The organism is Crocosphaera watsonii WH 8501, from assembly GCF_000167195.1.
GTDB classification, from domain to species: domain Bacteria; phylum Cyanobacteriota; class Cyanobacteriia; order Cyanobacteriales; family Microcystaceae; genus Crocosphaera; species Crocosphaera watsonii.
The window spans coordinates 1-10,683 of sequence record NZ_AADV02000152.1; the positions used below are offsets into that span (position 1 = coordinate 1).

The following is a 10,683-nucleotide window of genomic DNA, read 5'->3' on the forward strand; positions in this document are numbered from 1 at the left end:
CTGAATATATGACCGGACAAGGCATCCTCTCTCAAATAGGCTTAATGTAAGCCAACAATTGATAATTGTTCTCTGACCCAACATCATTACACAGCGTAACCAAAAAGAAGGAAATTACTATGGATAACCAAGAATCTAAATTAGGCTTCACCGCATTTGCTGAAAACTGGAACGGTCGCTTAGCTATGCTCGGATTTGTAATCGGCATCGTTACCGAATATATGACCGGACAAGGCATCCTCTCTCAGTTAGGCTTGATGTAATCAAAAAGGGTGAGTCATCACCTCACCCTGGTTCTAGATATAGTACGGTCAATTGGATTGGATTGGATTATGGCCGTTCTCAGTCAAATTATAAACGTTTTTGTTAACTAGGGTGGATATTCGTCCACTCTAGTTTCTGATTAGTTGAAATTATTATTTAACAAATTCGTCAAAGAAGTGAAGTAAGATCAAAGATAATAATCATCATCTACTATAGGTTAGGTGTACTTATAGCAGATGCACTTTCCTAGAATCTTCACGGGAAGGAAACAAAGAGAACAAAATCCAAACAACCCCCTACCATTGACCCTAGAGGAAAACAAATTATGATCGTTGTTATGAAAGTTGGTTCACCTGCTGAAGAAATTGAACGTATTAGTCAAGAATTTGCCGATTGGGGCTTAAGTCCTGAGAAAATTGTCGGTAAACATAAGGTAGTAATTGGCTTAGTAGGAGAAACAGCTTCCCTTGATCCCCTGCAAATACAAGAAACTAGCCCTTGGATCGAAACAGTTCTACGAGTAGAACAACCGTTTAAACGGGCCAGTTTAGAGTACCGTCATGGAGAATACAGCGAAGTCATTGTTAATACCCCAGATGGGCCTGTAAGTGTGGGTAAACATCATCCCGTTGCCGTAGTAGCAGGTCCCTGTTCGGTAGAAAATGAAGAAATGATCGTTGAAACCGCCAAACGGGTTAAAGCCGCCGGAGCTAAATTTTTACGGGGTGGAGCTTACAAACCTCGTACCTCTCCTTACGCTTTTCAGGGCCATGGAGAAAGTGCCTTAGAATTACTCGCTGCTGCTAGAGAAGCCAGTGGTTTAGGGATTATTACAGAAGTGATGGATGCTGCGGACTTAGACAAAATTGGTGCTGTAGCTGATGTCATCCAAGTAGGGGCGAGAAATATGCAAAACTTCGCCCTTCTCAAAAAAGTCGGCGCTCAAGATAAACCAGTTTTACTGAAACGGGGAATGTCAGCGACTATTGACGAATGGTTAATGGCAGCCGAATACGTTTTAGCTGCTGGCAACCCCCAGGTTATTCTCTGTGAACGAGGTATTCGTACCTTTGACGGGAAATACACCCGTAATACCTTGGATTTATCTGTATTGCCCGTTCTTCGCTCCTTGACTCACTTACCGATTATGATCGATCCCAGTCATGGCACTGGAAAATCCGATTATGTACCCTCTATGGCCGCTGCTGCGATCGCTGCTGACACCGATTCTTTGATGATCGAAGTTCACCCCAACCCGGCCAAAGCTTTATCAGATGGGGCTCAATCTCTCACCCCCGATAAATTTGACCGTGTGATGCGAGACTTATCCATCATTGGTAAAACTGTTAATCGTTGGCCTCAACCTCAAGCAGTTTTAGCTTAGATTGAGTGAGATAATAAAGCCTATCTTGGTGCGCTCTCTAATGCGGTTGCTAACCTGCTTGGGCGCACCTAAATTTAGGGGTTTTTCCTTAATTTCTTTAATTGTGTTTTTTCTTCTTTTCAAAATAGACCAGATACAATAAAATTAAATGTAATATTGTCTAAGTACATACAAAATTGTGGATAACTGGAATATTTTATTAGAAAGTCAAGATGATGGTTTTACTGTAGCTACTGTTCTAGAAGTTCCTAATGTTCAGATTATAGATAAAACTAAACAAGGTGCAATCGAAAAAGTTCAACAGCTATTACAAAAACGTTTGGCAAAAGCTGAAATAATTCAGGTTTCATTACCTAAAAAAACTCATCAAAATCCTCTAATGAAATTTGCATCAGGTAGAATTTAATAATAATATAATGTCTTTACCAATTAAAGTAGAAACTTTAAATTATTGGCTTATTCAGCCAAATCCAACATTTTTAGTCGTTGTTGATCGTCAAAATTATATTTTTTATTGGTCTTTTCCAAAAGATTTTGTAAATTCACTAAATAAAAATTGGCAAGAGCAAAAGACAGTATCAATACCAGTTCATCGACAAAATTCTATTTATAAAAAAGCGATTAATTTACCATCCGATCTTATAGAAATAATCTACAGAGAAGTTTCACTTGTCACAAAATCGGGCTACTACTCTAAACATACATCTCCTACACTTGCTAATTCTTATCCAACGAAAAATGATAATATTCTTGCTCTAATGCATTACTATTTGGAAGGTAGTCGAATTGCTAACGTTAGAAATGCTTATGGTACTCCAGGAGCAACTGTAGATATTTATCCAGAAACTTTTGGTGGACTAGGACATAGCAAAACAGTTCGAGCTAGAGTTTGGGGGAATTTGAATTTATACGGAGAAGGTGCAATATTACTTCAAATACCAGATGAAAATAACTATGTTCTCAGTTATGAAACATTTAATGAAATGTGTTTTTTACTGAAACATGACTATTCAGATTGTGAAGAAATCTATGTGAATCGATGTGGAGTGGCTTATCCAGGGTCAGCTATTTGGGTAAATTCACCAACAATATCTACTTCATTGGACTTTGGATAAAAAACAATTGTTAGCGTAAATTTTACGCTAAACATATCTCCAGAGCTAAAATAGAGAATTAAGGTGATTTTAAAAACTCTCTTTCCATCTTTTTAGGGGATTTTAAATATTAAATAGCTTCATTCAGTTTCGGTTCCAATATAGATATCTAAGTAGCTTTCAGTTAGAGATTGAATGACTCGTTCTAATTCATCAATGAGATTTCTTCTAGTGAGTTTTTCTACAGCATCAATATGAGCAGAACTTCCGGCTCGTCCTAAATATTTATATTTGGTTTTTTTCTCATTATTAGTGGCCATAGGAAAAATTGATTCAGCAGCCTGTAGTTTATAATACCAGTAGATTGTTCCCTTTCCATTAACCTGATAACGAATAATATGACAATTAGCTGGTGCTACTTCCCCTTCCCGTTCAATTTTCTTTATTTTCTGTTTAAGAGAGCGAATTAGACTCTTAATTTGTTTGGCTCTCAGGTGGACATCTTGACTGGTCTTAAGTTCGGAATGTGATGACATTAGCCTTAACTGTAACAAATAACCTCTTTTGATGTTAGCGTATATATTCCGCTAATTTATAAGGTAATAAATTTTAAAAATGACCAAAAATGAAACGGCTACGTCTGTCGAGGAATTCCTGGTGTGGAGGTCTAACCTCTTCCAAGGACTAAAAGCTAGAAAAGAAACTATTATAGAATTACTCGATGCCCTCTCCAGTAACCAACAAGCTCACTCAGTCGTTGAATTGTCTCTCAATCCTTTATTTAGAAGAGATTATAACAGTTTATATAGAGTAATTCAAGAGTTTTTACCCACTCAAACTGACCCTAATTAGGGTTTGCTGAATAAAAGCAAAACCCTATTCTTTAAAAGGTTACACCCATATTCGCGATCGCAAAAAAGATCAGCTTTGTCTGCTACAAACCGCTATAATTGGTAGAAACACCTCCCAGTTGTTGGTCAAGAACAAATGTATCGAAAAGAGGAGCAACCTTTACCGCCCCCAGAAAAATTTGAATTACCTTTCGAGGGCAAATTGTCCCCCAATAATCGTTGGGTAATCATGGCAGAGTTGATACCTTGGGATGATTTTGAGGAAGAATATGCTAAACTTTTTTCAGCAGAAAAAGGTGCGCCAGCCAAACTATTTAGAATGGCATTAGGGACATTAATTATTAAGGGAAAATTAGGAACAAGTGATAGAGAAACTATAGAACAGATTAAAGAAAATCCCTATCTACAATACTTTATAGGTTTAAATTGTTATCAACAAGAGCCACCACTGGAATCTTCAATGCTAGTTCATTTTAGGAAAAGAATTGATGGAGAATTGATAAACAAAATCAATAAAAAAATAGTAAAAAGAGAAATAGACAAGAGTGATAAAGAAGTAAAAAAAAAGGATTGTCTCCAAGAAAAAGGAGAAAAAATAAAAAATAAAGGTAAACTAATTTTAGATGCGACTTGTGCGCCAGCAGACATCAAATACCCAACGGATTTAGGCATATTAAATCAAGCCAGAATTGAGACAGAAAGAATAATAGATAATCTTTATAAACCATTAAGAGTAAAATTGAGAAAAAAGCCGAGAACTTCTAGAAAAATTGCTAGAAAGGAATACTTAAAAGTAGCTAAAAAACGAAAAGTATCTTATCAAGAAAGAAGAAAAGCTATCGGGAAACAGTTAAAATACCTTAAGAAAAATTTAGGAAATATAGAAGACTTAATTCAAGCTGGGGCTTCCCTGGAAAATCTGAGTAAAAGACAGAAAAATTGTCTAGAGACTATCAAAAAAGTTTATGAACAACAACAGTCAATGTGGGAGAATAAGACCCAGAGTGTTCCTCAAAGAATTGTAAGTTTAACTCAACCGCATATTCGTCCAATAGTGAGGGGAAAAGCAGGAAAACCAATAGAGTTTGGAGCTAAACTCTCAGTAAGCTGTGTAGATAACTATGTGTTTCTAGACAAAATAAGTTGGGAAAACTTCAATGAATCTTGTCATTTAAAAGAACAAGTAGAAAAGTATAAAGAAACGTTTGGCTATTATCCCGAATCCGTCCATGTAGATAAAATTTATCGAACTAGGGAAAACAGAAATTGGTGTAAGGAAAGAGGGATAAGAATCAGTGGTCCGAAGTTAGGAAGACCTCCGAAAAATGTCAGTGAAGAAGAAAAGAAACAATCCCACTCCGATGAATGCTTCCGTAATGCTATTGAGGGAAAGTTTGGACAAGCTAAACGAAGATTTAGCCTAAATCTCGTGATGACAAAACTCCCTGAAACCTCCATTACATCTATTGCTATTACATTTTTAGTTGTCAATCTTTGTAAACTTCTGAGGCAGTTTTTGTCGCTTTTTTTGTCCTTATTTACTAATAATAGAACAGGGGAACTCATCAAAACGCCTTTCATTAATTTTGATTATACTTTAAACAATTTTTGTGTACTAAAACTTATTGATTTGTCAGAAAATTCTTGGTCAAAAGTGGCATAAATTTTGGAGAAACTTTTTCAGCAAACCCTACCTATTGCCAATGATGGGGAAACAGAAACAGGAGAAACCGCTAGTTTCAGTTTAGCTGCGGGAGATGGGTATGAGATTGTTGAGGACTATAGTGGCGGTAGCTTTGGCCTAGTGGATACCCGGACCGATATTCCCCAAGGGGTGATCAACGAACCCAACGACGTAATTGGGTTCGCAACCGACACCCAAATTAGTCCTGAGAACCCGACATTTTTCGGTACCGATGGGGTCTACTTCGACATTGGCAACCGTTATCTCAACGAAGATGGCACCTACACCTATATTGACTACAGTGAAGACGTTGATGTTTACAAAGTCGATTTAAGCGCCGGGGATACCATTACCATTGAAACCTTCGACTTTGATACCAACCTTGACGAATTTGGTGTAGGTTTTGCCATCAACGCCTTTGTCTACGATGCCGAAGGCAACCAGCTTCAAGACTATATCAACACCGGCTTTGATCCAGCGGCCGCTCCCGACAAGTTATTTGGAGGTCTAGGTCCGTTTGATGTCAATGAAACCGACAGTTACGACGAATTCACCGCCCCAGCAGACGGCTCCTACTTTATTGCCCTCGGTGACGATGGGCAAGTGCAAAACTTTTGGGACGTGGTAGCCCCCTTCTATGAACCGAACACCCCTGGTTTCGGCAACGGTAATCGCTCGATCTTTGGGGATTACAGCATTGAAATTAATCTGCTAACCGAAGACAATCCCCGTAAAACCGGTACTCCCACACCTCCGGTCAGTAATCCAGGCATTACCAATCCTCCTACCCTATCCTTGAGTGCTAATCCCACCACCACCGACGGGGATGGCAACTTTATCAATGCGGTGGTTGAACACGTGGATGTGGGGGGCTTATCCAGCGTTACCTTTACGATTCAGGCTGAGGGAGAAATCCCTGAAGATGGCATCGAATTTGTACTCAATAGTGATGCTAACCTGTTTGACTATGTGTCTTACCTGGGTCAAAGCGCGCTTCCTAGCACCATTGGCGGTCAATCCTTGGGTGCTTACTACAACGCAGAAGGGATTCCCACTGGTATTCGTCTGCTGATTGACGAACCGTTGATGACAGTCACCTATGAATCCGCCAATAATCAACCCTGGTTCCCTGACTTTTACGGGAATATTGTGGATCGCTATGAGCCACTAGAAACCGATGGAGAAGAAGACGTTACCTTCTTCCTACAACCAGGAGAAGGTTATGAAATTGACCCCGATGCTGGGGAGACAGTGGTAACTTATTATGACTCTGTTGCAGATGTGCCACCGCCTACCGGGGGAGACATCACTCCCGAAGTTGGGATTACTATCAGTGAAACCGACCTCATTGAAACAGAAGAAACCGAAACAACCCTCACCTTTACCCTCTCCGAAGCACCACCAGAAGGGGGCATAACTATATTTCTCGATAGTGAAGACGAAACTGTGGTGGGTAGTCCTCTGAGTCAGTTTGCAGTGCTAGAAGCAGAAGTAACTGGGGGTGGCTTTCCTATTCCTAATGCTGATTCCTCCGGCTTTTTCTTCAACATGACTGAACAAACAGCCACTATTACCGTTGCTGTTTTTGATGAGTTGACCGTTCCTGGTATCGATCCCGAAGCGGTTCAAGAAGGTATTGTCTCCCTGAGCTTTGCTTTGCAGCCCCTTCCAGGGTATAGCATTGATTCAGGGGCCAGTGAAGTTAATCTTACTATTGCCGATAATCTCGATTCAGAAATTCAGGTGAGTTTTACGGCGGAACCAGAAAGTTTGATCGAATCAGAAGAGACGGTAGGAGTTCATAGCTTTAATCTTAGCGCACCACCTACGGCAGAAGGCTTAACTGTCAGTGTGACTGCTCCTTCTTTGAGGGAATTTAATTTAGAGGCGATCGAAGTTGCTGGGGGTAGCATTGCTGCGCTGCAAGAAGATGACTTTGACTTTACTATTACAGAACAAACCGCCACCATTAGCTTACCTGTTCTCGATGACGGTGTGGATGAGGGTAGCTAAACCGCCACCTTTACCCTAGAACCGGGGGATAACTACGAACTCAACCCAGCCAACAATCAAGTAATCTTCACATTAGCTGATACCTTGGATCAAGCTACCGTTGCCCAAGAAAGTGAACTAATTGGGGATGAGATTAGTAATAGTACCCTACCTGAAGCTAACCCCCTCAGTTTAAGTTCTGATAATCCCTCTGTTTCCATTAGTGGACTTATTGGTGAAAGCTTCAGCGATCTTCCTGAAGATGTGGACTTCTTTTCCTTCGAGTTGGAAGCAGGACAAAGGGTGAGTTTAGATATTGATACAGAACCATCACTGGTTAACGGAGTGATCAATTTCAGGTCCGTAGTCTACCCGGCTCTCTCAGAGATCATACAAACATTCGATACCGAACTACGATTATTTGATGGAGATGGCAACCAACTTGCTTATAATAATAACGGTGCTGACATTGATGAAGAGTTTTCCCGTGACCCATTTCTAGAGTATACCGCAGCAGAAACAGGTACTTATTATCTCGGTGTCAGTCAACTGGGCAACCGCAACTATGATCCTTTCACCGCCAGAAGCGGTAGTGGTTGGACATTTCCGGAAGTCGGCGTGTTTAATGGTTTCTATGATTTAACCGCGAGTTTAACTATTAATGATACTCCTCCCACCTTAGTACCTAACTTTGGTACTCTTGACGGAGAAATTATCGAGGTAGGCAGTGATGAGCTAGTCTTCGGTGGAGCAGGAGACGATTTCATCGATACATTTGCCGGAACAGGTGGGAACCGTCTCTATGGACAATCTGGGGATGATACCTTCATTCTGGGCAGCAATGACCGCGCTTTGGGTTGTTCAGGAGATGATAGTTTCTTCTTCTTAGGTGGCGAAAGTACCGCTACTGGTGGCAGCGAGGTAGATCAGTTCTGGATTGCTGTTAGTGAAATTCCTGAAGCTGCTAACCTTGTCACCGACTTTACTGGTGGAGAAGACGTTTTAGGTATTAGTGGTTTAGGTATCGGCATCTTGTTGAGTATTACTCAACAAGATGCCGATACTTTTATTGCTCTTGGCAATGATGAGTTAGCCAAACTACTAGGAGTTACTGCTAGTAGTTTGAGTGCTGCTGACTTTGCCTTTGCTGCTTCCGTGTAGCATTTCTGTGGCTGACAATGCGATCGCACCTTAAAAAGGCGATCGCTCCTATTTCCACAAATTATAATTTTTACAGTAAAAAAAAATGTTAAAAGTAAGTTTATTAACTCAACAGATAATTGTATTAACCAAGCAGTATTGGGGTCGCTCCTGCGTCTCAGTCCAGCACATTTACCATTATTGATTTGAATTCCGAGGAAAATACCCCAATGACCTTACCTGATAGCGCGATAACAACTCTTAATGAAGCTCTTGATAACAATAAACCTCCTGAAGTACCTGGTGCCGCCGTGGCAGTGCTTTCCGAGGAAGGAGATTGGTTTGGAGCTAGTGCAGCTTGGCGAAAGTAATCCACCAGATTTTTACAGAAACTTTCGTGACTAGCCACGACAATGTGTTTCAATGAAACTAACGGAAGAATCTCGAAGTTGATGTCCATGATAAAAGCATTGCCAATTAACCTCTCCAACCTACAGAAAACAGTACTCCAACAAATAGTGAGAGGGACAACAAACCCCTATCGCCTTGTTAGACGAGCCAAGCTAATCTTAGCCGCAGCATCAGGAGAGAGCAATAGTTCGATTAGTCGAAGATTAGAATTAGACCGAGTACAAGTGCGTCAGTGGCGATCGCGATGGTTTGAGGAGAGAGAAAAACTGAGTGCCGCCGAAGAACAACAGGTAACGGAGAAAGCATTAATGGTCTTGATCAAAGGAATTTTAAGCGATCGCCCAAGACCTGGAACAACAAAATCCTTTACGGTCGAACAAGTAGTCCAGATTGTAGAGATCGCTTGTGAAGAATGTGAAAAATCAGACAGACCAGTGAGCCATTGGACACCTTCAGAGTTGGCGGATGAAGCCATAAAAAGAGGAATTGTCGAAAAGATTTCCCCCCGTAGTGTGGGGCGTTTTTTAAAAAGAAGCGACATTACAACCACATCTCGTTCGTTACTGGTTAAATGCCAAAGTTGATGATCCCTTAAAATTTAAAAAGCAAGTCAAATATATCTGTGAACTTCATCAAGAAGCTAAAACTTTGTTAGAACAAGGAATTCATTTAATTACTACAGATGAAATGACAGGGATTCAAGCTCTTGAGAGATTATTTCCGAACAAAAGAATCAAGCCTAAACAAGTAGAAAAAATCGAATTTGAATATGAAAGACACGGAACTTTAAGCTTGATTGCGAACTGGGATGTGGCAAGAGGAAAAGTTATTAGTCCCTCTATTGGACCGACAAGAACAGAACAACCCAGATTCCGCACTTCAAAATGTAGTATAAAAAAATACATAGTTTTAAAAAGTCCGAAAATCATACCTGGGGAAGAATATTTCTCTTTTCATTAAATTTTTAGGAAAAATAATCAAATTAAGAAGATTTATACTCATTGAAAACTTAGCAAGACTCAGCACAAACGAAGGAGAGTTTCCTCTTCTCATTTGATATCATTAGACTCTTATTCTTTTATTATTTTTGCTTTATCCAATTCAATTTATAGATAATATCTTTCACAAGATGCAGGTAATAAACTCAATATAAAACGCCTTTCTTCTGTTAAATTGACAATTTGTTTAACTCCGTTTAAAATCACATAATGAATACCTTGAAAACATTGAAATATCCACCTCAAAGTCGGACGCAATGTTACTTTCCCTACTTGATTATTTATTCCTTTTTTGACTCTTTTTAAACAATTTCTTAATTCTCTTTGCCCCAAGTTATAAATCAACAAACACAAAGACATTAAAAATAACATTGTTTCTATTCTTTCTGGTTTTTCAACGAAGAAACTATCAGTAAAAAATAAGGGATCTTTCAAAAATCGAAATCCTCTTTCCGTAGATTGCTGGTTTTTATAAGTTATCAGAATTTCACTAGCTTCTAATTTATTTTCCTCTACTAAGTTAGTTGCTAAAATAAATTTTCCTGCTTCTTTAGTCTTTCTACTTATCTCTTCATCTTTTTTGATGATCAGACTAATCATTTTATAAATCTTTTCCTTTTTTTTCGAGTAAGTTTCAATCAGTTCAACTTCTTTTATTTCCAACAATCTCAATTTTTTATTAATAGCTTTTAATTTATATCGAGCAGCTTGAGGATGTTCAAATTCTTCAGATTGTATTTCTTTAAGAAATTTTTGGGATTTCTTCTCTTCTTGGGACAGTTGTTTTCTAGTTTTCCAAATCACTTTCTGTCTTTTTCACTCAGACTATTACCAAGTTGCTTGATTCCCCATAAGTACAATTCTT

General features: G+C 39.2%; 10 protein-coding genes and 3 pseudogenes. 10 read left to right on the top strand and 3 right to left on the bottom strand.

What is annotated here, in order from left to right:
- The first annotated feature begins 119 nt into the window (after positions 1-119).
- The 4 genes from CWATDRAFT_RS26280 to CWATDRAFT_RS26295 all read left to right on the top strand — a co-directional run bounded on the left by CWATDRAFT_RS26280 (position 120) and on the right by CWATDRAFT_RS26295 (position 2,763).
- Entirely contained in the window at positions 120-263 is a 144-nt protein-coding gene (locus CWATDRAFT_RS26280) for a chlorophyll a/b-binding protein (RefSeq protein WP_007307849.1), read from the top strand.
- Positions 264-589: 326 nt separating this feature from the next.
- Positions 590-1,648, top strand: coding sequence for a 3-deoxy-7-phosphoheptulonate synthase (gene aroF / locus CWATDRAFT_RS26285; RefSeq protein ID WP_007307850.1), 1,059 nt, complete (start codon positions 590-592; stop codon positions 1,646-1,648).
- Between the two features lie 178 nt (positions 1,649-1,826).
- Positions 1,827-2,054 carry a hypothetical protein gene (locus tag CWATDRAFT_RS26290; protein WP_021836177.1) on the top strand — a complete coding sequence of 76 codons (228 nt, stop codon included), beginning with the start codon at positions 1,827-1,829 and terminating at the stop codon, positions 2,052-2,054.
- Entirely contained in the window at positions 2,035-2,763 is a 729-nt protein-coding gene (locus tag CWATDRAFT_RS26295; protein ID WP_232287208.1) for a DUF4365 domain-containing protein, read from the top strand. Before CWATDRAFT_RS26290 ends, CWATDRAFT_RS26295 begins: the two co-directional genes overlap by 20 nt.
- 119 nt (positions 2,764-2,882) lie before the next feature.
- Here the strand turns inward: CWATDRAFT_RS26295 and CWATDRAFT_RS26300 are convergent, their stop codons facing one another.
- Complete coding sequence (locus tag CWATDRAFT_RS26300; RefSeq protein ID WP_007303072.1) at positions 2,883-3,278, bottom strand: hypothetical protein; 396 nt, start codon at positions 3,276-3,278, stop codon at positions 2,883-2,885.
- A gap of 79 nt (positions 3,279-3,357) precedes the next feature.
- Here CWATDRAFT_RS26300 and CWATDRAFT_RS26305 point away from each other — a divergent pair.
- The 4 genes and pseudogenes from CWATDRAFT_RS26305 to CWATDRAFT_RS38880 all read left to right on the top strand — a co-directional run.
- Positions 3,358-3,591: pseudogene (locus tag CWATDRAFT_RS26305) on the top strand (transposase); the annotation flags it as partial.
- A 138-nt stretch (positions 3,592-3,729) separates the two neighbouring features.
- Positions 3,730-5,256, top strand: coding sequence for an IS5-like element ISCwa2 family transposase (locus CWATDRAFT_RS26310; RefSeq protein WP_007307852.1), 1,527 nt, complete (start codon positions 3,730-3,732; stop codon positions 5,254-5,256).
- 3 nt (positions 5,257-5,259) lie between these two features.
- Positions 5,260-7,290 carry a PPC domain-containing protein gene (locus CWATDRAFT_RS38875; RefSeq protein ID WP_007307853.1) on the top strand — a complete coding sequence of 677 codons (2,031 nt, stop codon included), beginning with the start codon at positions 5,260-5,262 and terminating at the stop codon, positions 7,288-7,290.
- Positions 7,291-7,374: 84 nt separating this feature from the next.
- A complete protein-coding gene (locus CWATDRAFT_RS38880) occupies positions 7,375-8,430 on the top strand; it encodes a PPC domain-containing protein (RefSeq protein ID WP_007307854.1) in 1,056 nt (351 codons plus the stop codon).
- Between the two features lie 157 nt (positions 8,431-8,587).
- Here CWATDRAFT_RS38880 and CWATDRAFT_RS37745 read toward each other — a convergent pair whose 3' ends face one another.
- Entirely contained in the window at positions 8,588-8,818 is a 231-nt protein-coding gene (locus tag CWATDRAFT_RS37745) for a hypothetical protein (protein ID WP_198139040.1), read from the bottom strand.
- 4 nt (positions 8,819-8,822) lie between these two features.
- Between CWATDRAFT_RS37745 and CWATDRAFT_RS26320 the strand changes: the two genes are divergently transcribed.
- The gene (locus tag CWATDRAFT_RS26320; protein WP_007303122.1) at positions 8,823-9,404 is read left to right on the top strand and encodes a helix-turn-helix domain-containing protein; all 582 of its coding nucleotides are present in this window, start codon (positions 8,823-8,825) and stop codon (positions 9,402-9,404) included.
- A gap of 64 nt (positions 9,405-9,468) precedes the next feature.
- A pseudogene (locus CWATDRAFT_RS26325) lies at positions 9,469-9,684 on the top strand (hypothetical protein); the annotation flags it as partial.
- Positions 9,685-9,926: 242 nt separating this feature from the next.
- Here the strand turns inward: CWATDRAFT_RS26325 and CWATDRAFT_RS26330 are convergent.
- Positions 9,927-10,613 (bottom strand): annotated as a pseudogene (locus CWATDRAFT_RS26330) (IS1634 family transposase); the annotation flags it as partial.
- Positions 10,614-10,683: the final 70 nt, after the last annotated feature.

Bases quoted from the DNA above. Each gene is read 5' to 3' on its own strand.
- CWATDRAFT_RS26300 (WP_007303072.1), bottom strand. From the start codon at position 3,278: ATGTCATCACATTCCGAACTTAAGACCAGTCAAGATGTCCACCTGAGA.
- CWATDRAFT_RS26310 (WP_007307852.1), top strand. From the start codon at position 3,730: ATGTATCGAAAAGAGGAGCAACCTTTACCGCCCCCAGAAAAATTTGAA.
- CWATDRAFT_RS26320 (WP_007303122.1), top strand. From the start codon at position 8,823: ATGTGTTTCAATGAAACTAACGGAAGAATCTCGAAGTTGATGTCCATG.
- aroF (WP_007307850.1), top strand. From the start codon at position 590: ATGATCGTTGTTATGAAAGTTGGTTCACCTGCTGAAGAAATTGAACGT.
- CWATDRAFT_RS26280 (WP_007307849.1), top strand. From the start codon at position 120: ATGGATAACCAAGAATCTAAATTAGGCTTCACCGCATTTGCTGAAAAC.